Origin of the sequence: Thiopseudomonas alkaliphila (assembly GCF_001267175.1) — a bacterium.
In the GTDB taxonomy this organism is placed as follows: domain Bacteria; phylum Pseudomonadota; class Gammaproteobacteria; order Pseudomonadales; family Pseudomonadaceae; genus Oblitimonas; species Oblitimonas alkaliphila.
On sequence record NZ_CP012358.1, the window covers coordinates 1,783,499 to 1,806,147 of the forward strand.

A 22,649-nucleotide genomic window follows, 5' to 3' on the forward strand; every position below is an offset into this window, starting at 1 on the left:
CCTGATCCCGAGGTTGCTGTGGCTCATCCTGCTCAACGCCGCTGGTATCCTATTACCAGTTTTTTTGCCATTTTAGTGTTACTGCCGATTACTGTTCTGCTGCTTAGCTGGCATCAGGTTGACACTGAAATTTGGACGCACCTATGGGATACCCAAATGCTTCGCCTGCTCGGCAATACCGCCACCCTGATGTTAGGCGTGGGACTAGGCGTTACCCTATTAGGCGTGAGCTTGGCTTGGCTGACCAGTTTGTGTGAATTTCCTGGCCGCAAATGGTTAGACTGGGCTTTAATGTTGCCGTTTGCAATTCCCGCTTATGTGCTGGCCTTTGTATTTGTAGGACTATTGGATTTTTCAGGGCCAGTACAAAGTTTCTTACGTAACACCTTAGAGTTAAATCTCAACTTTCCTCGCATTCGCTCAACGGGCGGGGTGATTACCGTCTTTGTCCTAGTGTTTTATCCCTATGTTTACCTACTCGCCCGTACAGCCTTTATGGCCCAAGGCAAAGGCTTAATGGAAGCCTCGCGAGTACTCGGCTGCTCTCCTTGGCAAGCTTTTTGGCGGGTAGCACTACCGGTGGCACGGCCCGCGATTGGCGCCGGTGTCGCCTTAGCATTAATGGAGTCCTTAGCTGATTTTGGCGCGGTATCCGTATTTAATTTTGATACCTTTACCACTGCAATTTACAAAACTTGGTATGGTTTTTTTAGTCTATCCAGCGCAACCCAACTCGCTAGTTTGTTGCTGTTATTTGTTGCTTTACTCATTTTTGCCGAGCACAAAGCCAGAGGCGCGATCCGCCCTGCTAATGAACGAGCTCGGCGCACAGCCTTGTATCGCTTACGTGGCTGGAAAGCATGGGCAGCCAGCTGTTGGTGCCTGTTAGTCTTTGCCTGTGCCTTTGTGATACCAGTGTTACAGCTACTGGCTTGGCTCTGGCAGCGAGGACGTTTTGATCTAGATGAGCGCTACGCTGCCTTAATTACCCATACCCTATACCTAGGCTTAGCTGCCGCAGCACTCACAGTCAGCGGCGCTTTATTACTGGCCTTTGCTAAGCGCTTAGCAGCTAATCGCTTTAACCGCGCCACTGTCGGTTTAGCTAATCTCGGCTATGCTCTGCCCGGCTCAGTGTTAGCGGTCGCGATCATGCTGGCTTTTAGTTACCTAGATAATGAGTGGGTAGTACCACTTTCCAAGTGGCTCGGTGGAGCTGGTAAACCACTGCTGCTCGGTAGCTTAGGTGCCTTATTATTAGCCTATGTGATACGTTTTATGGCGGTCGCTTTTGGCCCACTCGAAACCGCTTTAGCTCGAATCAAACCATCGCTGCCAGAAGCAGCGCGCAGCTTAGGTGTTAGCGGCAGTGGCTTATTTCGTCGCATTTATCTGCCATTATTGATTCCTGGCACACTCACTGCTGCCTTATTAGTATTTGTGGATGTGCTAAAAGAAATGCCGGCTACGTTAATTATGCGTCCCTTTGGCTGGGATACCTTAGCCGTACGTATTTTTGAAATGACCAGTGAAGGCGAATGGGCCCGAGCTTCATTACCCGCACTCACCTTAGTATTGGTTGGCCTACTGCCGGTTATTTTACTAATTAGACGATCCGCCAAAACGACTTATTAATTGTTTAAGCTAGGTATAATTCACAGCCTGAGACAGTTCTAATCTGCTTTTTAGTTAAAAATCGTTTATTTTATTAGCGTTTTTGTAGCATCACCGACAACTTATCTGCGGTGGTTTACGTTTTTCAGCAAGCTGCGTCCTTGCTGCCTAGTCCAAGCTAACGCTCGTTAGCCTGTGAGGAGATCCTATGGGATTGCGCACTCCAATGTATGACATACATCTGGCTTTAGGTGCCAAGATGGTTGATTTTCGCGGTTGGGATATGCCGCTACATTACGGTTCTCAAGTTGAAGAACACCATCAAGTTCGTAATGATTGCGGTGTTTTCGATATCTCCCATGTGGCGGTTACCGATATTACAGGTGCCGATGCCAGCACCCTACTACGCACTGTACTGTGCAATGATGTTGCTCAACTAGCAACCGTCGGCAATGGTCACTACAGCGCCCTACTCAATGAACAAGGCGGAATTATTGATGAAGTGCTGGTATTTAAAAGTGCTAACGGCTTTCGCTGTCTAACCAATGCCGCTACTCGAGATCGGGTGCAAGATTGGCTGCAAAACCACGCCCAGTCGCTGGCAGTTGAGCTAAATTTTCACCGCGATCTGTGTGTGTTAGCGATCCAAGGCCCGCAGACCTTTGAACATCTTGCCCGTATTTTTAGCTCTAGCCGTATGGCCCAGTTGCAGCAATTAGACGCTAACTGTAGTTTTTTTGAAGAGCAGTGGTTCTTTTCGCGCACCGGTTATACCGGCGAAGAAGGCATTGAAATTATTCTGCCCCATGAACAAGCAGTCGCGTTATTTAATGAAATTGTGGGTGCTGGCATTGCGCCAATCGGCTTAGGCGCCCGCGACACGCTACGCCTAGAGGCAGGATTTTGCTTACAAGGTAATGACATGGATGAAACCACCACGCCATTAGTTTGTGGCCTTGCTTCACGCGTATGCTTTGCTGATCAGCAACGCCAATTTATTGGCAAGGCCGCCTTACAAGCCCAACAAGCGGCTGGTAATTTGGATCGTATGGTGGGCTTGGTCTTAGAAGAGCGCGGCGTCTTACGGGCCCAACAACCGGTGCGAATTAGCGGTTACCCCGATGGCATCATTACCAGTGGTAGCTTTTCCCCCACCTTAGGTAAAGCCATTGCCTTAGCTAGGGTGGCAGCCTGTGCAGATGAGCGTGGCGAAGTTGAAATTCGTAATAAATGGCACCCGGTACGGGTAGTTAAACCCTGCTTTGTAAAACACGGCGAAATTCTTATTTAACTCTCAGCATTCGATGCTATGTTATTAATCATCGAATGCTTATCGACCATCACTGATTAGCCTGTCCAGCTGCTGAGGAACTCATAATATGAATAACACCCCTGATCACCTGCGCTATGCCACCAGCCATGAATGGGCACTATTAAATGCAGACGGTACGGTTTCTGTCGGGATTACTGATCATGCCCAAGAAGCTCTAGGAGACATTGTTTACCTAGAACTGCCAGCACTTAATAGTCGCTTAGAGCGTGGTCAACAAGCCGGCATTGTTGAGTCAGTAAAAGCCGCGTCAGATATTTATGCCCCTATCAGCGGTACCGTCATCGAGGTGAATGATACCCTCACCGAGGCCCCAGAAGGCATTAACAGCCATCCTTACGACAGCTGGTTTTACAAACTACAGCCTACAGACGTAAAAGAGCTAGACCTGCTGCTTGATGCCGCCGGTTATCAAGCCAGCGTCTAGTTTCCTGCCTCTTCGAGGGTGCCAGGCTTAACGCTATTTACAATCTTGCACAAGCAAGCCTCGCTTCCCCAATCACTGCCCCTAGCCAATCAGGGGCAGTACAGCCTGTATTAGTCCAGCGCAAAGCCAAGATAACGCGGTAACCACAGCGCAATTTCCGGGAAAATCATAACTAAAAGCAAGGCACTAAACATAGTTACCATAAATAACATGGCCCAACCGAAGGTGTGTTCTAAACGAATATTAGCCACCTTAGTAGTCACCATCAGGTTTACCGCCACCGGTGGCGTAAACTGACCAATAGCAATATTCATTGCCAATAAGATCCCAAACCACACAGGATTCCAGCCAAAGTGTTGAATCAGTGGCACCAATACTGGAGTTAAAATCAGATAGATAGACACCGCATCCAACAACATGCCGGCCAATAACACCAGCAGCATGACTAATAACAACAAGGTAACTGGGTTATCTGAAATCGACAGCATAGCTTCGGCAAGACTGGTGAAAGTGCCTAAGGTAGTGCCTGCCCAAGCAAAAATTCCGGCTAAAGAGATAATTAATAAGACAATGCCTGAGATTTTGGTGGCTTCGACAAACATATCCACTAACCCAGACCAGGTCAGCTGGCGATAGACTAAACTCCCAATCAGCAAACCATAGGTCACCGCAACCACAGCCGCTTCAGTTGGAGTAAACAATCCAGAACGTAAGCCACCCAAAATTAATACCGGAGCAAATAACGCCGGCAGTGCTTCAATAAAGCTTTTACGAATCGAGGGACGTTGCTCATCATCCTCTTGTGGATTTTCCCAGTTATTTTTCTTGGCTAAAAAGTATGCTGGCACTAAGAGTGAACAACCAGCCAAAATACCGGGAAATAATCCTGCTGCAAATAATGCCCGTAAATCAACGCCTGGCATCATGACGGAGTACAAAATCAGCGCAATCGACGGTGGAATCAGAATCGCTGTTGATGAAGCAGCAGCTATCAAAGATGCAGAAAAAGGTCGTGGATAACCTGCTTTAGTCATACTGGGCAACATCACCATCGCTACCGCGGCCGCATCAGCTGGGCCGGAGCCACTCATACCGCCCATAATTAAGCAGACTAAAACCGCCACTAAGGCTAAACCACCATGGCGCCGTCCAATTAAGGACTGGGCAAACTTAACTAAGCTGGCTGCCACTCCTGCCCGCTCAAAAATAATGCCGGTTAAAATAAACAGCGGAATCGCGATCAAGGGATATTTAGCAATGCTGTTATAGGTATTACTACCTAAGGTCGCCAACATATCCGGCGATAACCCTAAAATAATCCCAGCGGCGCCGCCTAAACCTAAGGCAAAGGCCACCGGCATACCAATCAATAAACAAATGCCGAAGATAATCAGCATCCACAAATCAGGACTCATGCTGATTTTTCCTCAGTTGTGCTAGCAGGGGTTAAACGATTATCACGAATCCTTTCCACTAAGTTTTGGGTGCTGCGCCAAACAATAAATAGGCTTAAAAGAGGCAACCAAATCTGATAAATCCAGGTGGGATAGCCCAGACCAGCAGAGGTCGACTCCCACTCGTATTCCTCATAGGTCAACACTCCGCCATACCAAATAATCAATCCTAAAACGACTAAACCACCCAACCACTGCGCCACATATAAAATGGGCCGTAAGCGTGGGCTGAGTTTTTCTTCAAGTAAGGTAATCCGAATATGCTCATTGCTACGTGCAGCAACTGCAGCACCAGAAAAAGCTAAAATTACCATAAACACCACAGAAAATTCTTCAGTAAAGGCAAAAGAGGCATTGGTGGTATAACGTACAATGACGTTCCCTAAACTGATCAAACAGATTCCAGCTAAGGCGGCAACCCCCAACCAAGACTCAAAACGTGCTTTAGGCTTAGACATAACACTCTCTGACCTAGCCCAGAATAGGGCTAGGTATTACGGGCAGAATAAATTAACGGTTTTTGATCGCTGACTGCGCTTTTTCAACTAGGTCAGCACCAATTTTTGGAGTCCATTTTTTGTATACGCTCTGGGTCGCCTCAACAAAAGCTGCCCGTTGTTCTTCGCTCAGCTCGGTAATCTCTACATCACGCTCACGAATGCGAGCCAAGGTATCGGTCAATTCAGCACGTGACTTTTTCACCTCCCACTGACCCGCTTCAATCGCAGTTTCAGTCAGTAACTGCTGATCTTCTTTGGATAACGTACGCCATAGACGTTGGTTAACACCAAAAATTAGTGGGTCATTCATATAGTGCCACAGAGTTAAATGGCTCTGACTGGCACGATCTGCGCGGGCTGCATCAAACACCGATAATGGGTTTTCTTGACCATCAACGGCACCAGTGGTTAATGCTGGCTGAGCATCGGTCCAGCTCATTTGTGTTGGATTAGCGCCTAGTGCATTAAAGGTATCTAAAAATAAAGGCGAACCTACTACTCGAATCTTTAAACCTTTGAGGTCTTCTGGCTGCGTAATGGGTTTACGCGAGTTAGAAATTTCCCGAAAACCATTTTCTCCCCACGCCAATGGCATCACGCCACGCTTTTCAATCGCTGAAAATACTTGTTTACCCGCTTCACCTTGGGTAATTGCATCAACCGCTGCATCATCAGGCATTAAAAAAGGTAAAGAAAACAAGTTAAGTTCAGGCACCTGAGTTGACCAGTTAATGGTAGAACCGACAGCCATATCAATCAGGCCGCTACGCATCGCAGAAAACTCACGAGTTTGGTCACCAGACACCAGTTGCGCATTGGGGTAAATTTTAAGTTTGATCTTACCTTCTGAACGCTCTTCAACCAGCTCCGCCCACTTCACCGCAGCCTGCCCCCAAGGATAGGCATCTGAGAGTACGGTCGATACTGAATACTCTTTGACTTCAGCAAAGCTCGTCGCTGCACCCATTGCCACAGTCGCTAAGCCAGCTAAGAACAGGTTCTTTAACTTCATGTAATAAACCTCAAAACATTTAATAATTATTGTGCACGTTACCCCTTTATTAACAGCCTTAGGCAAACGTGTGTGCTAAACAGAAGAGATGAGCGAATGAAAACAGCTCGCTTAAGCTCACTATTTTAGCCCAGCAAACCCAATAGTTATTGCTAATATTATTAGCAAGCTTTTTATATTTAGCGTTTTTAGCTGTTTAAACGATGATAAATGGCGATAGTTAATCGCCATTTGCAAATAATTACCCTGTTTTTAGTGTTTTTTTGCTTGACTGACCCACTGCGGCAATAAGTTTAAAAAGTTATCAGTCGCTACTTTCTGCGCAGTTTCTTCGCTTAAGGCATCAAGAAAGGGGGTAAAACTCGCAAGGGTTTTCTCTAGGCTGCCAAACTTACCCACCAAATCGCTGCCCAGCACAAAGCGCTCAGGATATTGCTCAACTAGCTGTACCCACTGTTCATTAGGCAACCCTGTTGACTGATCAATTAAATAAGGGTCAACCAAGCTCCACGACAGATCCAAGGTAAGATTTGGGTAGTTAGCTAACAGCTTACTTAAGGTTTCAGGCAAAAACTCTAGCTGTTGTTGACGTCGATGAATTTCTAAACTCGTACCTGCATGAGCCCAAATAAAACGCACCCGCGGATGATCCTTTAAGACTTGCTCCATTTCCGTTAAATAAATAGGTTCTGGCTCTCGCTTAGAGGTGATATTGGAGTGCAACAACACAGGCAGATCATACTCTTCAGCCACTCGATACACTTTATACATGGCCTCATTATTGGCCCGTGGGGTACGCCCAAGGGTCAGTGCAGTCACATCATCATGGCGTAAAAATACCTCGCCAATGCCTTGCCAAAACTTAGGATGAGTATCTAGTAAATTACGAATATGCTGAGCAGCATTTTTATCGCTAGGATTAAAGCCTGATAAAAAAGGATGTAACCGCTGTTGTTGCTTAGGCGGCAACTGCTGGATCGCTTCGGCTAGGATAAAATCAGTAGCACTGTACCAATACACATCGCCATCATCGCCAGCATAGTAACGCGGCTGTTTGGGCTCATCCTCATCCCACTTTTTAGCAACTGGAATGCCCGATAACATGGCTTGCTGCACCTTGGCTTGATCCATGGCGCTAAATAATTTGGCCACACCCTCGGTTTCTTGAAAAAAATCGAGATAATGCAAATGAGCATCGGTAAATTGATAGTCTCGGGCCCAGCTTTGGCCGCTTAACAACAAGCTACAGGTTAAAACTAGGGTACTTAGACTCGATTTGCGCATGGTCACTCCTACTGATTTCTGAAGTAGAGGTGACCATTAATTGCCGTAAAAGTTGGCCTTGAATAGCGACTTAGTAAGCGCGGAATGCCTGATGGCAAGATTCGCAGCTATCTTCTACCGCTTGCATCCGTTGCTTTAACGCACTGCTGATAATAGGCGTGGCTTGGGTTGATGCGACTAAGTTCGCAGTGGCCTGTTCCATTTCACGCGCCAGCTGTTTAAACTTTTCTTGCTGCTCCCAAACATCGGCTTTAGCTGAGCTTTTATCCGCTTCAGGCAATTCGGGAAAGTACTGCCAAGGCGTGCGTCCAAGCTGGTCTAAATGCGCAGCTTGCTCAATAAACAGCGCTTCATCGTAGGGAACTCGGCCGCGTAACATCCCCCCTAAGTCTTCACTGACATTCAACATTTCTTTGAAAATCGCTTTACGCTTACCAACCGGCGAGTTCGGGTCAATGCCACTATCGCAGGCGACTAACGCCGATACGCTAAGAGCCAATAGCCCTAACTTTAACTTCATGATTGCTCCCCATCTATTGGCTGACGTTGCCAAAGTGCGTAATAAACTTGTCCTGTATGTTTTTCTCGATGTAAGCGCCAGTGACTCGGCAGCCCTGCTTGCGAAGGCGCTTGCTCACTTTCGGTATACACCCAAGCAGCAGCCGTTACCCATTGCTGCTCTTCTAGTAAATGACAGGCATCAGCCAACAGGTTTTGATGAAATGGCGGATCTAGCAGCACAATATCAAACGGCTGCGCAGGTGACTGCTGCAGCAATTGTAATGCATTCCCTAGGCGAACGGCAGCCTGGGTGCAACCTAAAACCTGTAAGTTTTGCTGCACATTAGTCACCGCTGGCGGATGCAAATCAAAGGCTAGACCACTGGCAGCCCCACGAGAAAGCCCCTCAAGAAATAACGCGCCACTGCCCACAAAAGGATCAAGTAAACGTGCACCTTCAATATAAGGCGCTAGCCAGTTATACAGCGTTTCCCGCACCCGATCAGGGGTAGGTCTTAAGCCCTGCGCCTCCGGAAAAGTTAAACGCCGTGAACGCCATTGCCCGCCAATAATTCTTAACTGTCCAGTCCCCACAAAGACCTTAGCTTTGGCTTTGCCAGCTGGTTTTATTGTCCGCGCCATCAGTGCTGACGCTCACTGCTGCTTGGTATTGCCCGCTCAACCGCGGGTGGTAATGGCTTTTGCGCCACCTTAGGACCTGCAGTAACAATCACCCACTGCTCTGGTTGTAAATGACGTTGCATTGCCTCGGTCACCTGTTCTACGGTCAATGCTTGTACCTCTTGGGTAAAGTCTTGCAACCAGGTTAGAGGTAAATCATAAAAACCAATGGCTCCCAACTGCCCTACGACGGCTGCATTATTAGCTGCAGTTAGGGGAAAACTGCCTACAATCTCTTGCTTAGCGTCCGCCAGTTCTTGTTCAGTAGGCCCATCCTGAACAAACGTTTGCACTATTTTTTGTACTAGCGTTTGTGTCGCCTCACTTAATTCAGCACGAGTTTGCACGTTAATTAAAAAAGGTCCTGCTGCTTGCATCGGAGTAAAGCCCGAGTAAATGCCATAGGTCAGCCCACGCTTTTCACGCACCTCTTCCATTAGCCGAGAACCAAATCCACCGCCACCTAAAATCTGATTCCCCACATATAAGGCTGCATAATCTGGATGTCCGCGTTCAATACCAAGTTGTGCCATTAAAATATGGGTTTGACTGGATGGATAAGTGATTTCTGTTTTACTCGCCACAGGTTTTATCGCAGATGCCGTTTTTTCTGCAGCGCGCCCCACTGGCAAGGCACTGGATACTTGCTCGGCAATGGTCTCTGCTTCCGCGCGGGTTAAATCACCCACCAAGGCAATCTGTAAGTTTTTTGCGCTATAAAACTGCTGGTGAAATTGTTGTAACTGTTGGCGTGTCAAAGCGGCCACACTTTGCTCAGTACCTTCACTGGGGTGCCCATAGGGATGATCAGCATAGAGTTTTTGATACAGTGCCTTACTGGCTAAAGCCCCAGGATTTTGCTTTTGATAATCAAAGTTGGCCTGCATTTGATTCTTTAAACGCTGCAACTCAGCCTGTGGAAAACTTGGTTTACTTAAAACCTCGGTAAACAAATCCAAAGCCGGCTGCCTGATACTGGGCTGACTTAAGCTGCGCAAGCTCAAAACCGCCATATCGCGATAAGCCCCTTTACTGAAGCTGGCTCCCAAATCCTCAAAGCCGGCAGCAATTTGATCAACGCTTTTGCTTTGTGTCCCCTCATCAAGCATGGCACTGGTCATTGCGGCCAATCCATACTGAGCACCATCTTTACTACTTCCAGCGGCGAATGTCAGGCGTAAATCAAACATCGGTAACTCTGGCGCCGCCATAAACAACACCTGACTGCCTGAACGAGTGGTCCATTGTTCAATTGCTAACTCCCGCGGCTGGGCAGCGGGCTGCTCCAACAACGCCAAGCTTTTAATCGCGCTATTACGGCTCATGGTCGAACTCTGAGCTTCGCTTGATGCGGTATGCTGACAGCCGCTGAGCATGACACTCATACTGAGCATTGCAAGTAACATTTTCCCCTTCACTGTGCTGCCTCCTGTGGATAAACATACGCCACGACCATGCGTGAGGGTTTAAAGAATTGTTTAGCTGCTTGCTGAATATCTGCTGGGGTGACTTGCTCTAACGCAGCCAAATCTTGATCCATCAAACGCCATGACAAACCCACTGTTTCTAGCTGGCCAATGGTCGTGGCCTGACTCGTAATTGAATCGCGCTCAAATACTTCACTGGCAATCACCTGAGCTCTTACTCGAGCTAATTCTTCAGCACTGGGCGGCGTTGTTTGTAGACGCTGCAGCTGTTGCCAGAATCCCTGCTCTAGTTGCTCCAAAGTAACCCCCTTCTGGGTATTAGGTGTGCCCGATAGCGTAAATAAACTACTGCCACGAGTAAAAGGGTTATACCAGGCCGCCGCGCCAGCCACTAATTGCTGTTTACGCTCTAACTCTGTTGCCAAACGTGCACTGCTGCCGCCATCTAGTAGCGCAGCTAATAAGCGCAGAGCATGGGCTTGTTTAGCATCTTTGGCGGTGGCTAAACTGGGCACGTTAAAGCCCATCAGCAAGTTGGGTAACTGTGTTTTAAGCTGTAATGTCAAACGGCGCTCGCCAGGCTCATCTAACTCTAAGGGTAATTTAGCCGGTGGAATCTCCCGTGCCGGAATCGCTGCAAAATGCTTAGTCACTAAACGCTTAACCTCTGCTAGCTGCACATCACCAACAATCACCAAAGTGGCATTGTTAGGCGCATACCAACGGTCATGCCAATCGCGCATATCAGCAATGGTCATCCGGTTTAAGTCATGCATCCAACCAATCGTCGGAATACTGTAGCCACTGGCGGGATAAGCTAAGGCTTTAAAACGCTCATAAGCTAAGGATAACGGCCGATCATCAGTACGCATTCGCCGCTCTTCTTTGACTACCTCAATCTCGCGTACAAACTCATCCTCTGGCAACGTTAAACTGGCTAAACGATCAGCTTCTAGTTCAAGGGCAATCTCTAAACGATCACTCGCTAACACTTGGTAATAAGCTGTGTAATCATCACTGGTAAAGGCATTTTCTTCAGCTCCGATCTCACGCAAAATACGCGATGACTCACCCGGCCCAAGCTTAGCACTGCCCTTAAACATCATGTGTTCTAAGGCATGGGCCAAACCGGTGCTGCCGGGAGTTTCATAACTAGAGCCCACCTTGTACCATAGCTGGCTTACCACTACTGGCGCTCGATGATCCTCGCGCACTATCACTTTGAGCCCATTGTCTAGGGCAAACTCATGGGTTGGTTGACTAGTCGCTGCGCTGACCATTAATGGCCAACTAAAACTACAGAGCGTTAGAACCGCAAGCTGCAGCTGTCGAAACACTTTTTTCATGGATAATCCTTATGCGTTCAGGGTTTTGCTTTAGCGTTCAAGCCTTAGAAAATGCTAACATAGCCGCCTTACAGACGATTGATTATGACTGAAGCACGCAGTTTTTCATCCAACTACGCAATAGCAGCTTGAGATAACGTAAACTTACGCTTAGTTCCAGCCTCTACTTACCGCTTGCTCAGTTACTTTGCTTTAATTTAGGAGCTTATTCACGTGGAAAAAAAGCCTGAAAAAAAAGGTTGGTTTAGAAGTTTATTCTCCAAAAAGAAGCCTGAAGTTGCTCCTGAAGCCGATCATATCAAATCCAATGAGGCGCAAGAAAACTCTGTTGCTGCAGACAAAGCAGAGTTAGTGCCTGACCCTGCACCAACAGAAGTAGCACCTATCTTAGCTGAACAGCGCCTAGAGCCAGAGCCAGAGCCAGAGCCAGAGCCAGAGCCAGAGCCAGAGCCAGAGCCAGAGCCAGAGCCAGAGCCAGAGAGCCAGAGCCAGAGCCAGAGCCAGAGCCAGAGCCAGAGCCAGAGCCAGAGCCAGAGCCAGAGCCAGAGCCAGAGCCAATCAGTGTGCCGGCGGTGGCCGCGGCTGAGTCAAGCCCTGAAACCCCAGAACTTGATAAAAATCTGGCCGGCCAAGATAAGCCAGGAGTTAAAAAAGCAGGCTGGTTTGCTCGCCTGCGTGCCGGTTTATCCAAAACCAGCTCCAGTATCGGCGAAGGTATGGCCAGCCTATTTTTAGGCAAAAAGGTTATTGATGATGATTTACTCGATGAGCTAGAAACACGTTTACTGATGGCCGATGTGGGGGTTGAAGCAACTACCACAATTATGCAAAACCTAACCCAACGGGTCAGTCGTAAAGAGCTCGCAGACAGCGAAGCCTTATATAAAGCCCTGCAGCAAGAGCTGGCGAGCTTATTGCAGCCCGTCAGCAAGCCTTTAGTCATCGATAATCAAGCCGCTAACCCCTATGTGATTTTAGTGGTTGGGGTAAATGGCGTTGGTAAAACAACCACCATTGGTAAACTCGCTTCACGTCTACAAAAAGAAGGCAAAAAGGTGATGTTAGCCGCTGGCGATACCTTCCGTGCGGCTGCGGTTGAGCAATTACAAGTATGGGGCGAACGTAACCAAATTCCGGTCATTGCACAGCACACTGGTGCCGATTCTGCCTCGGTTATTTTTGACGCCGTACAAGCAGCAAAAGCCCGAGGCGCTGATGTACTGATTGCTGACACTGCCGGACGTTTACACACCAAAGACAACCTAATGGAAGAGCTCCGCAAAGTACACCGAGTGATCGGTAAACTCGATGCCAGTGCCCCCCATGAAGTTTTACTGGTGCTGGATGCGGGAACTGGCCAGAATGCCATCAATCAAACCAAGCAATTCCATGAGGCGGTCCCCCTCACCGGCTTAGCCTTAACCAAGCTAGACGGCACAGCCAAAGGGGGCGTAATTTTCGGACTCGCCAAACAATTTGAGATTCCCGTACGCTTTATCGGTGTTGGTGAGGGCATTGATGACCTCCGCGACTTTGTCGCCGATGACTTTGTACAGGCACTATTCGCTGAAAAAGAGGTGTCATGATTCGTTTTGAGCAAGTGGGGAAAAAGTATCCCAATGGACATATTGGCTTACATGAGCTGACCTTTCGCGTTCGCAAAGGTGAGTTCGTGTTTGTGACAGGGCACTCAGGCGCAGGTAAAAGCACCATGTTGCGCCTATTACTCGCGATGGAACGCCCCACTAGCGGCAAGTTATTGCTAGCTGGCCAAAACTTAGGGCAAATCACCCGATCTCAAATCCCTTTTTTACGCCGCCAAATTGGCGTGGTGTTTCAAAATCACCAATTATTATTTGATCGCAGTGTGTTTGATAACGTGGCCTTGCCGCTTCGTACCCTAGGATTAAGCCAAGCAGAAATTAATCAACGAGTCAGCCTAGCCTTAGAAAGAGTTAGCTTAAAAGAGAAGGCCTTGCAAGCACCAGCAGACTTATCCACAGGCCAGCAACAACGGGTGGGGATTGCCCGGGCTATTGTGCATCAACCGGCATTATTGCTCGCTGATGAACCAACCGGAAACCTTGATCCACGCTTAGCAGCTGAAATCATGAGTGTTTTTGAAGATATTAATAAGCTAGGAACTACTGTGGTTATTGCCAGCCATGACTTAGCTCTAATTGCCCGCATGCGGCATCGCATGCTGACCTTACAACGTGGCCGTATTATTGGCGATGGAGAGGCATAATGAGCAGCCAAATCCCCCCTGATCAACCAGGCGTACGGATTGGCGCCACCGCCAAACATGCGCAGCACTTTGAACCTGCCCAAGGCCCTCAAGGCTTTCGGCAACGCCTGGGCGCTTGGTTAATTACCCATAAAGCCAGCATTGCCGATAGCTTCAGCCGCTTAATTAAGCAGCCGATTGGTAGTTTTTTTACCTGTTTAGTCATGGCTATTACACTTAGCCTGCCTACCGGTTTAGCTTTATTGCTCGAAGGTATCAGTGAGTTAGGCGGCTCTTGGCAGAAAGCCGCGCAAATTTCTTTATTTTTAGACTTAGACATTACCTCCCAACAAACCCAACAATTGCTACAAGATATCCAGCAACTACCTAGTGTCACCGAAGCCTTAGTTATTAATCGTGAACAAGCCTTAACAGAACTGCAAAATTTGGCAGGACTGGGCGATGCCCTCAAAGAATTACCAAGCAACCCTTTACCCGATAGCATTTTAGTTACGCCCCATGCTCTTGATAAACAAGCCCTCGCTCAACTAGTTGAACTGTTGCAAAACATGCCCCACGTGCAACTTGCCCAGCTAGATCTGGAATGGGTAGAACGCTTAAGTGCAATTTTAAGCTTAGGTCAGCACTTTATTTTTGGCTTAGCGTTACTTCTGGTATTAGCTTTGCTGCTGATTATTGGTAACACCATCCGCTTGCATATTGAAAATCGCCGTGCTGAGATCGAAGTGATCAATCTGGTAGGGGGTACTGATGGCTATGTGCGCCGCCCATTTTTATACATGGGAGCTTTTTATGGCTTATTTGGCGGAGTACTGGCGTGGTTAATTTTGCGCCTAGGTTTTTCTAAGCTCAACCAACCTGTGATTGAATTAGCTCAGCTATATGGCAGCGATTTTAGCTTTCCAGGCCTTGGTTGGACTGATGCAGGTTTATTAGTGATGCTAGCTATTATGCTTGGTTATCTAGGCTCTTGGTTAGCTGTAGCCCGTCACTTGCGTGACTTACGCCCGCAATAAAGGCAGGCTAAACTGCTTATTGCTAGGCGTAAATCAACAATTAATACTTGAGTGATTTACTCTGAAATAAGTTGCAAAACACGGAACTTATCCACAGGCATAACTTCTAATAAGTTATGCTAAACTGCGTGCTGCAGTAATCACTGGAGGATCTGAATGAACACTACAACATCACTACAACCGGTGAATATTTTAAGCCCAGGCGCCAACCTAGAGGCTTACGTACATTCTGTAAACAGTATCCCGCTCTTAACCCTTGAGCAAGAACGTGATTTAGGCGAGCGCCTGTATTACCACGAAGATTTAGAAGCCGCGCGTCAACTGGTTATGTCGCACTTACGCTTTGTGGTGCACATTGCCCGTAGTTACTCAGGTTATGGCTTAGCTCAAAGCGATTTAATCCAGGAAGGTAACGTCGGCTTAATGAAAGCGGTCAAACGCTTTAATCCAGAAAAGGGTGTGCGTCTGGTGTCATTTGCGGTGCACTGGATTCGTGCGGAAATTCATGAGTTTGTGCTGCGTAACTGGCGCATTGTTAAAGTAGCCACCACTAAAGCGCAACGTAAGTTATTTTTTAATTTACGCAGCCAAAAGAAACGTTTGTCTTGGCTAAATAATGATGAAGTGAATGGCATCGCTGAGTCTTTAGGCGTTGAAGCCCGAGAAGTACGCGAAATGGAAAGCCGCTTAACTGGGGCGGATATGTCATTTGATCCTGCAGTGGATGAATCAGATGATGATCACACTTTCTATGCACCAGCCACTTATCTAGAAGACGATCGCTATGATCCAGCTCGCCAGCTGGAAATGTCTGACGCCACTGATAATGCCAATAACGCACTCTATGATGCTTTAGAAAGCTTAGATGAGCGTAGCCGTGACATTGTACAGCAGCGCTGGTTAGCCGAAGAAAAAGCCACTTTGCATCAGCTAGCTGATCAGTATGGCGTTTCTGCAGAACGGATTCGTCAACTAGAAAAAAATGCCATGAACAAAATCAAAGCAGCCATTGCCGCCTAAGCGTTGCTGTTTTGAACAGCACGTTAGGTTTTGTTCAAGCCAATACAGCAACGCCCGATACTCATCGGGCGTTTTTTATTGTCTAACCACCAACTAACCTAAACTTAAGAAGAACAACATAAAGAAAGGCGCCAGTACGGTTAAAATTAAACCACTGATAATCGCTGTAGGCACATAATGGTAATCACAGGCTTTACGTACAAAAGGCAAAGTAGTATCCATCGCCGTAGCTCCGCAGACGCCAATACTGCTGTTGGCATAGTTACGTCCTAGTAAAAACACTACCGTTAGCCCAATCAGCTCACGCATTAAGTCATTTAACAACGCTACGCTGCCATAGGCCTCGCCTAAATACTGCCCAGCTAAAGCGCCCGATAAACTAAACCAACCAAACCCTGTGCTTAAGGCAAGAGCCGTGGTTAAGCGTTCACCCGTTAACCAACTCAGTAGCACCCCGGCCAATAATGAGCCAACAATCACCAATAAGGGAATGACTAACACGCGTGGCGCTAGCCATGCACGACTGATGCTGACTTGGGCTAAATCCATACCAATCAATAACAATAATAGGTACAGCCAATAACTGATATTAAATACCAGCTGTCCGATTGGACCACTGTGCCACTGTAAACGATAAAAAAACGCCCCACAAAGCACGAGGCCAAAGGCGATTAAACACTCCTTAATCGGATACCACAGCGCTTGCCAAGTGTTATCAATTGCTCCAACTCCCGCTCGCTTACGATTGAGTGGCCAAATTAAAATAAACACTACCAAACTAATGGTGAAAGCATAAATAGCAGCATGCTTTAACGTACTTAAGCCGCTTTTGAGCGAACTAAAAGCTTCGCCCGACTCAAGTCCAATCACAAATAAAATACCCCATACCACTGGGGTAATACCTTGGCTCAGCCAAGTAATCTGGGCTTTGTTTAAATACTTACCTAAACCATAACCAAGCACTAAGGCCAGCAAAATAGGTAAGACCGAAGAACTAATATTGGATAAAACACTGAGCACAATAAACCTTCATCAAATAACCTGCCCCTGCTCCAACAGAAAAAGGCTCTTACGAGCCTTGTTCTACTACCTATTTACCTTTACGAGCGCGGTGATTTTACCGCCTCTGGAAACTGCATCTCTTGATAGGCTACAAAGCGGGTTTTTTTGCTCAGCTTATAACCTGCCCAAATCACTAAGAAAATAATGATGCCAATATAGGTCGCAATAAACTCACCCCAGACAATATTGCCTTGACGAAAGTTATCGTAATACTGGCCAAGAGTAATAATTAAACACAAGCCAAAGGCAAAAATAGGACCATAAGGGAAAAAGCTCGACTGATACGGCAAATCGTTTAAATTACGACCTTGGGCAACATAACCTTTACGAAAGCGATAATGACTAACCGCAATCCCTAACCAGGCAATAAAGCCAGTCATCCCCGAGGCATTCAATAGCCATAAATACACGGTATTTTCACCGTAGATGTAGCTTAAAAAGCACAGCGCTGCAATCAGCGTTGTTGCATACAAGGCATTACGGGGTACGCCTGAGTTCGAAAGTTTGGCAAACATTTTAGGCGCCTTACCTTCTTTGGCCAGCGCAAATAGCATACGGGTTGATGCATACATCCCTGAGCTACCCGCCGATAACACCGCTGTTAAAATCACCGCATTCATTAACGCGGCAGCAAAGGCTAAGCCTGCATTCTCAAATACTAAGGTAAAAGGACTAACGCTAATATCACTGATTTCATTGCTTAATAAGCGGGGCGAGTTATAGGGAATAATTAAGCTGATAACCAAAATTGCAAAGATATAGAACAGCAAAATTCGCCAAAACACTTTGCGCACTGCGCTTGGAATATTTTTAGCTGGATCCGCTGACTCACCTGCAGCAATACCTATCAGCTCAGTTCCCTGAAATGAAAAGCCCACATACATCGCAACCCCAATCATCGCAGGCAAACCACCAACAAAAGGCGCATCACCAATAAACCAGTTCCCCCAACCCTTAGACTGGGCTAAGGCTTCGCCCCCATTGAGAATGCCAAAAATCATCAATGTACCGGTAATGATAAAGATAATTACCGTGGCCACTTTGATTAGTGAGAACCAATACTCAGCCTCACCAAAGCCTTTAACCGACACATAGTTAAGTAAGAAAATAATACTTAAAAAAATGGCACTCCAAATCCAACCAGACACATCGGGAAACCAGTAACTCATCACCAGCTGTGCAGCCACTAAGTCAACAGCCACCGTTACTGCCCAGTTGTACCAATAGTTCCAACCTAAAGCGAAACCAAATCCTGGCTCAACATAGCGTGCACCATAGGTGGCGAAGGAGCCCGATACTGGCATATACGCCGCTAACTCGCCTAAGCTGGTCATCAAGAAGTACACCATTAATCCAATTAAGGCGTAGGACAGCAAGGCTCCGCCTGGGCCTGCTTCGGCAATGGTCGCGCCCGATGCAACAAATAACCCAGTTCCAATCGACCCCCCAATGGCAATCATCGCCAAATGGCGAGATTTAAGGTCTCGACGTAATTCGGGCTGTTTTGCCGCCGTCGAAGATGTATGTGTGTTTGACATAAAGCTCTCAGTAATTATCGTTTCAGCTGGGCGAAGATATTAGCCATAGCGGCATCTCCACGTGCTGTGTTTTCTTCTGCTGTGATCTCTTTGGTTCCTTCCCAGTCGAGATCTTCTTCTGGTAGTTCATATAAAAAACGGCTAGGTTGGCACTCAACCACCTCACCATACTGCTTGCGCTTACTGGCGTAAGTGAAACTTAGCTGCTCCCTTGCCCGAGTAATTCCGACGTATGCTAAACGTCTTTCTTCCTCAATAGTATCGGCCTCGATACTGTTTTTATGGGGCAGTAACTCTTCTTCCATGCCCATAATATAAACAAAGGGGAATTCTAACCCTTTCGAAGCATGTAAAGTCATCATTTGTACACCATCTGCGCCATCTTGCTCTTCTTCTTGGCGTTCTAACATGTCTCTTAAGACTAGTTTTGCAATCGCCTCTTCAAAGGTGGTTTGTCCTTCTTCATCACGCTCTAAAGTGGTTTGAATCGAGTCAATTAAAAACCACACATTACTCATACGATAGGCGGCAGCTTTTTCACTGGAGCTGTTTTGGTTAATCCAGCCTTCGTAATCAATATCAGCTACTAACTCTTTTAAAGCAGTGATCGGATCTTCAGCATAACAACGCTCCCGCACCCGATCCATGTACTGCTTAAAGCGACTTAAACGCTCGACATAACGAGGGGCTAAATGCGCCTCTAAGCCCATTTCATCGCAGACACTGTACAAAGGCTTATCACGCTGCGCGGCATAATGACTGAGTTTTTCTAAAGTGCTAGAGCCAATTTCGCGGCGCGGTACATTAATCACCCGTAAAAATGCGTTATCGTCATCAGGATTAATTAATAGCCGAAAATAAGACATCAAATCCCGCACTTCTTGACGGGCAAAAAAACTGGTGCCACCGGATAAACGATAAGGGATTTTGTGGACTTGAAGCTTTAGCTCCATCAATTTAGCTTGATGATTGCCACGATACAAAATGGCAAACTTATTGTAGGCATGGCCAAAGCGTAAATGTTGCGACAGAATCTCCATCGCAATCCGTTCGGCTTCTGCATCTTCATTACGGCACTTGAGTACCCGAATTTTTTCACCAAAGCCCATGTCGCTCCATAGTTGCTTAGTGAACACATGGGGATTATTGCTAATAATCTGGTTGGCGGCTTTAAGAATGCGCCCTGTCGAGCGATAATTTTGCTCCAACATAATAACTTTAAGCGCTGGAAAATCTTCCTTTAACAACATTAAGTTTTCTGGTCGGGCTCCACGCCAGGCATAGATCGACTGGTCATCATCGCCTACAACCGTAAACTGTCCCCGTTCTTGCACCAGTAATTTAACCAGTAAATACTGACTGGCGTTGGTGTCTTGGTATTCATCCACCAGCATATAACGCACCCTAGCGCGCCATTTTTCTAAAATTTCTGGATGCTGCTGAAATAACTTAACTGGCTGTAAAATTAAGTCATCAAAATCTACCGCGTTATAGGCTTTTAAAGTCCGCTGGTAATGCGTATAGATCGTGGCTGCCGTCATTTCTTGAGGGTTACACGCATTCAATAATGCCTGATCTGGCAGAACAAGATCATTTTTCCACTGGCTAATCTGTGCCTTTACCGTATCTACGCCATCATCGCCTGAGTACTCTTTGTGCATGATGTCAGTTAACAACCCTTTCACATCAGCATCATCAAAAATCGAGAAGCCCGATTTATAGCCGAGCACCTGATGCTCACGTCGAATAATGTTTAAGCCTAGATTATGAAAGGTCGATACCGTTAAGCCCGCACCTTCTCGTCCACGCAATAAACTGCTGACCCGCTCTTTCATTTCACGGGCAGCTTTATTGGTAAAGGTGACAGCTACAATATGGCGTGCCGAATAGCCGCACTGCTGAATTAAATAAGCAATTTTTCGGGTGATTACACTGGTTTTACCTGATCCGGCGCCAGCCAATACTAATAACGGGCCACCAATGTAATGCACCGCCTCTTGCTGACGGGGATTAAGTTTGGCCATAGGTCTAAACACTCTCTGTAAGCACTGACTCAACTAGAAATAATTAAGCGCTCCGTAGAGCGCTTAATATTAACAAGCGATTATAGGTTATCGAACCACATGTAAGAAGTGCATATGCTGTTCGTACTGATCAATGATGTCGTCAATCACTTCATCTTTCGACCACCCCATCACATCATAGTCTTGTCCACCTTCACGTAGATGCACCTCAGCCCGGAAGTATTTTTTCTCTTCCTGCTCCTCATCGGTTTCTACCACAAAGCTTGGCTGTAAGTACGCCCGCGGACGTACAATATACACAAAGTTCACTTCACCGCCGTGCTGTACTTCAAACAGGACTTTTTTATCCTCTCGGCACTCCACCGATACTTCTAACCCTTGTTTGCGTAGTTCCACGGCCACTTCTTCACACGCCGGCACCACCACTTCATCAATAAAGCGATTCACATGGGCCCGTCGTGGAAACATGGCCATACTACGAATCCGTCGCTGCCAATCACCGGCATGTTTTACTTGGCGGGAAGAACCACTTTGATGACGCAATTCACGCTTAGTGGAGTCCAATCGCACAGCTTTAAACAAACCCCACATCGAAACCAGCAAAATCACCGAAAAGGGTAAAGCACTGGCAATTGTGGCCGTTTGAAGTGCCTCTAATCCTCCACTCATTAGCAGAGTAATCGCCACTACCCCTGTGGAAGATGCCCAGAAGATACGCTGCCACAGAGGAGTAATACTTTTGCCGCCCGAGGCCAACATATCAATCACTAACGAACCCGAGTCCGCTGAAGTGACAAAGAATAGCACCACCATCAGTACCGCAATTAAGGACAATAGAGTAGAAAATGGGAAATGCTCTAAAAAGGCAAAGAGCGCAATTGAGGTGTCTTGATTAACGGCATCAGCCAAGCTACGCAATCCATCTTGCATAATCATATGAATTGCAGTGTCACCGAAAACGGTCATCCACAATAAAGTAAAGCCCGTCGGTACAAATAAAACCCCTGTTACAAACTCACGAATGGTTCGACCACGAGATACACGGGCAATAAACATGCCGACAAAAGGTGACCAAGATAACCACCAGCCCCAGTACAACAATGTCCAACCACCAATCCAGTCGGTCGGCTCGTAGGCAAATAGGTTAAAGGTTTTATTCACAATATCGGATAAATAAGCACCGGTATTTTGCACAAAGGTCTTTAGCAAAAAGACTGTGGGCCCTAACACCAATATCAGTAACAGCAAAATCACCGCCAAGGAAAGGTTTAGCTCAGACAGGCGACGAATTCCTTTATCCAATCCCGTAGCAACTGATAAAGTCGCCAGCGCAGTAATTGAGATAATCAAAATCACTTGGGTGGTCACGCCAACTGGTAAACCAAACAGGTAGTTAAACCCAGTATTAATTTGCAAAACACCGTAGCCTAAAGAGGTAGCGACCCCAAATACGGTTCCTAAGATGGCAAAGATATCCACTGCATGCCCAATCGGGCCATAAATACGATCACCAATCAATGGATACAACGCTGAGCGTAAAGTGAGGGGTAAATTATGGCGATAACAGAAAAATGCCAAAATTAACGCCACAATTGCGTAAATTCCCCAGGCATGTAAACCCCAGTGGAAAAACGTTAACTTCAGCGCTTCTTTCGCTGCTTCAACGGTTTGCGGATCACCGACAGGGGGCGCAATAAAGTGCATCACCGGCTCAGCAACCCCAAAGAACATCAAACCAATCCCCATACCAGCGGAAAACAGCATGGCGAACCATGTAGTGTTTTTGTATTCCGGCTGACTATGATCTGGGCCCAGTTTTAAATCGCCATAGCGACTCACGGCCAAAAATACGGTACCAATCAAAATAATCGCCACGGCTAATACATAAAACCAGCTGGCGTTATCCATAATCCACGTTTGCACCACCCCAAAAAAGGCTTTGGCCTGTTCTGGCAATACGCTGGCAAATACCACTAACAAGGCAATTAATAAGGCTGAGCCAAAAAATACCGGTGGATTAATCGTGGATTTAGCTCGCTGAGAACTGTCCATAAATGCTCCAGAGTTTGCTGAAAAAATCGATTCTAGCATAGGCCGATTTGATTCAATAAATCACACTTTTGCGTAGATTGACTGCTATCAAGTGAATTTTAAGCATAAAAAAA

At 46.8% G+C, this 22,649-nt stretch carries 18 protein-coding genes and 1 pseudogene; 7 read left to right on the forward strand and 12 right to left on the reverse strand.

Translation table 11 applies throughout. The features are described from left to right. The first annotated feature begins 18 nt into the window (after positions 1-18). The 3 genes from AKN87_RS08595 to gcvH all read left to right on the forward strand — a co-directional run bounded on the left by AKN87_RS08595 (position 19) and on the right by gcvH (position 3,371). The gene (locus AKN87_RS08595; protein WP_053103664.1) at positions 19-1,635 is read left to right on the forward strand and encodes an ABC transporter permease; all 1,617 of its coding nucleotides are present in this window, start codon (positions 19-21) and stop codon (positions 1,633-1,635) included. A 187-nt stretch (positions 1,636-1,822) separates the two neighbouring features. Next, positions 1,823-2,905, forward strand: coding sequence for a glycine cleavage system aminomethyltransferase GcvT (gene gcvT / locus AKN87_RS08600; RefSeq protein ID WP_053100735.1), 1,083 nt, complete (start codon positions 1,823-1,825; stop codon positions 2,903-2,905). Between the two features lie 88 nt (positions 2,906-2,993). Beyond that, entirely contained in the window at positions 2,994-3,371 is a 378-nt protein-coding gene (gene gcvH, locus AKN87_RS08605; protein ID WP_053100736.1) for a glycine cleavage system protein GcvH, read from the forward strand. A 110-nt stretch (positions 3,372-3,481) separates the two neighbouring features. Here gcvH and AKN87_RS08610 read toward each other — a convergent pair whose 3' ends face one another. From AKN87_RS08610 to AKN87_RS08645, 8 genes are all read right to left on the reverse strand, one after another. Then, entirely contained in the window at positions 3,482-4,786 is a 1,305-nt protein-coding gene (locus tag AKN87_RS08610) for a TRAP transporter large permease (protein WP_053103164.1), read from the reverse strand. Further along, positions 4,783-5,283, reverse strand: a complete 501-nt coding sequence (locus tag AKN87_RS08615) for a TRAP transporter small permease (protein WP_053103165.1) — start codon at positions 5,281-5,283, stop codon at positions 4,783-4,785. Before AKN87_RS08615 ends, AKN87_RS08610 begins: the two co-directional genes overlap by 4 nt. Positions 5,284-5,335: 52 nt before the next feature. Continuing rightward, on the reverse strand, positions 5,336-6,337 hold the full coding sequence (locus tag AKN87_RS08620; RefSeq protein ID WP_053103166.1) for a DctP family TRAP transporter solute-binding subunit: 1,002 nt from the start codon (positions 6,335-6,337) through the stop codon (positions 5,336-5,338). Positions 6,338-6,589: 252 nt separating this feature from the next. Further along, positions 6,590-7,621, reverse strand: coding sequence for an amidohydrolase family protein (locus AKN87_RS08625; RefSeq protein WP_053103167.1), 1,032 nt, complete (start codon positions 7,619-7,621; stop codon positions 6,590-6,592). A gap of 70 nt (positions 7,622-7,691) precedes the next feature. After that, positions 7,692-8,141: a c-type cytochrome gene (locus AKN87_RS08630; RefSeq protein ID WP_053103168.1), complete on the reverse strand. Its 450-nt coding sequence runs from the start codon at positions 8,139-8,141 to the stop codon at positions 7,692-7,694. After that, positions 8,138-8,764, reverse strand: coding sequence for a 16S rRNA (guanine(966)-N(2))-methyltransferase RsmD (gene rsmD / locus AKN87_RS08635; protein WP_053103169.1), 627 nt, complete (start codon positions 8,762-8,764; stop codon positions 8,138-8,140). The genes AKN87_RS08630 and rsmD overlap by 4 nt, the downstream gene beginning before the upstream one ends. Next, complete coding sequence (locus AKN87_RS08640) at positions 8,764-10,209, reverse strand: M16 family metallopeptidase (protein WP_053103170.1); 1,446 nt, start codon at positions 10,207-10,209, stop codon at positions 8,764-8,766. The genes rsmD and AKN87_RS08640 overlap by 1 nt, the downstream gene beginning before the upstream one ends. Positions 10,210-10,217: 8 nt before the next feature. Continuing rightward, the gene (locus tag AKN87_RS08645; protein WP_053103171.1) at positions 10,218-11,576 is read right to left on the reverse strand and encodes a M16 family metallopeptidase; all 1,359 of its coding nucleotides are present in this window, start codon (positions 11,574-11,576) and stop codon (positions 10,218-10,220) included. A gap of 207 nt (positions 11,577-11,783) precedes the next feature. Between AKN87_RS08645 and ftsY the strand changes: the two are divergent. The 4 genes and pseudogenes from ftsY to rpoH all read left to right on the forward strand — a co-directional run bounded on the left by ftsY (position 11,784) and on the right by rpoH (position 15,860). Then, positions 11,784-13,162: pseudogene (gene ftsY / locus AKN87_RS12135) on the forward strand (signal recognition particle-docking protein FtsY). Next, complete coding sequence (gene ftsE / locus AKN87_RS08660; RefSeq protein WP_053103174.1) at positions 13,159-13,824, forward strand: cell division ATP-binding protein FtsE; 666 nt, start codon at positions 13,159-13,161, stop codon at positions 13,822-13,824. Before ftsY ends, ftsE begins: the two are co-directional and overlap by 4 nt. Further along, the gene (gene ftsX / locus AKN87_RS08665; protein ID WP_053103175.1) at positions 13,821-14,840 is read left to right on the forward strand and encodes a permease-like cell division protein FtsX; all 1,020 of its coding nucleotides are present in this window, start codon (positions 13,821-13,823) and stop codon (positions 14,838-14,840) included. The genes ftsE and ftsX overlap by 4 nt, the downstream gene beginning before the upstream one ends. 156 nt (positions 14,841-14,996) lie before the next feature. After that, a complete protein-coding gene (gene rpoH / locus AKN87_RS08670; RefSeq protein ID WP_053100747.1) occupies positions 14,997-15,860 on the forward strand; it encodes an RNA polymerase sigma factor RpoH in 864 nt (287 codons plus the stop codon). A 93-nt stretch (positions 15,861-15,953) separates the two neighbouring features. Here the strand turns inward: rpoH and AKN87_RS08675 are convergent, their stop codons facing one another. The 4 genes from AKN87_RS08675 to AKN87_RS08690 form a co-directional block, all read right to left on the reverse strand. Further along, the gene (locus tag AKN87_RS08675) at positions 15,954-16,880 is read right to left on the reverse strand and encodes a lysine exporter LysO family protein (RefSeq protein WP_053103176.1); all 927 of its coding nucleotides are present in this window, start codon (positions 16,878-16,880) and stop codon (positions 15,954-15,956) included. A gap of 80 nt (positions 16,881-16,960) precedes the next feature. Then, positions 16,961-18,460: an amino acid permease gene (locus tag AKN87_RS08680; protein WP_053103177.1), complete on the reverse strand. Its 1,500-nt coding sequence runs from the start codon at positions 18,458-18,460 to the stop codon at positions 16,961-16,963. 14 nt (positions 18,461-18,474) lie between these two features. Then, a complete protein-coding gene (gene rep / locus AKN87_RS08685) occupies positions 18,475-20,484 on the reverse strand; it encodes a DNA helicase Rep (protein WP_053103178.1) in 2,010 nt (669 codons plus the stop codon). An 87-nt stretch (positions 20,485-20,571) separates the two neighbouring features. Then, on the reverse strand, positions 20,572-22,536 hold the full coding sequence (locus tag AKN87_RS08690; RefSeq protein WP_053103179.1) for a BCCT family transporter: 1,965 nt from the start codon (positions 22,534-22,536) through the stop codon (positions 20,572-20,574). Positions 22,537-22,649 lie beyond the last annotated feature (113 nt).